Origin of the sequence: Segeticoccus rhizosphaerae (genome assembly GCF_009192725.1) — a bacterium.
In the GTDB taxonomy this organism is placed as follows: domain Bacteria; phylum Actinomycetota; class Actinomycetes; order Actinomycetales; family Dermatophilaceae; genus Segeticoccus; species Segeticoccus rhizosphaerae.
Window position 1 is genome coordinate 1 of record NZ_VOHR01000713.1, and the last position, 585, is coordinate 585.

The 585-nt window shown below is 60.5% G+C and carries 2 protein-coding genes; both read right to left on the minus strand.

Annotation, left to right across the window (positions count from 1 at the left end):
- A partial coding sequence (locus tag FRW57_RS22630) for a glutamine amidotransferase-related protein (RefSeq protein WP_420853292.1) occupies positions 1-319 on the minus strand: 319 nt, incomplete at its 3' end.
- The coding region (locus FRW57_RS22635) for a hypothetical protein (RefSeq protein ID WP_203230524.1) at positions 316-585 on the minus strand (270 nt) is incomplete at its 5' end. The genes FRW57_RS22630 and FRW57_RS22635, both read right to left, overlap by 4 nt.

Below are 585 nucleotides of genomic sequence, written 5' to 3' on the forward strand. Positions count from 1 at the left end.
TGGTAACTTCTCCATCGATCCAGCCAAGTCCTGCTTCGTCGCCTTCCTCGCTCGAATGGGCCAGCATCTGCATGCCGACGCACACTCCGAGAACCGGCTTACCTTGGCCCAACACCGCTTCTTCAAGCGGCTCAAGCAGGCCGGACGCTCTCAGCCTGAGCATCGCGTGGTCAAAGTGACCGACGCCGGGCAGGATGATGCGATCCGCAGCGGCCAAAGCCTCGCGGTCCTGCGCCACTCCGCAAGGGATGTTGAGGCTCGTATAAATATTGGCGAATGCCTTGACATTGCCGAGCCCGTAACCGAGGATCGCGATCACCGTTTGACCGCCTTTTCCGCACCTATGGCCTGGAGCACCCTTGCGCCGAGATCGAACATCCAGCGCTGGTTCTTGTAGTCGGCATAGGTCTTGCGCGGCATGGTGAAATAGCCGCGCAGTTCCTCGCTCGTGATGCCCAGCTTGCGAGCGACGTAGTCGAATTCGCGCTCGATAGTCTCCGGGTCATAGGCCGGTTTTTCGAGCGCTTCGAGCGCGTTATCGCGGCGCATCTGGCCGGTCAGGATCAGGCTGGAGAATTGCACCCG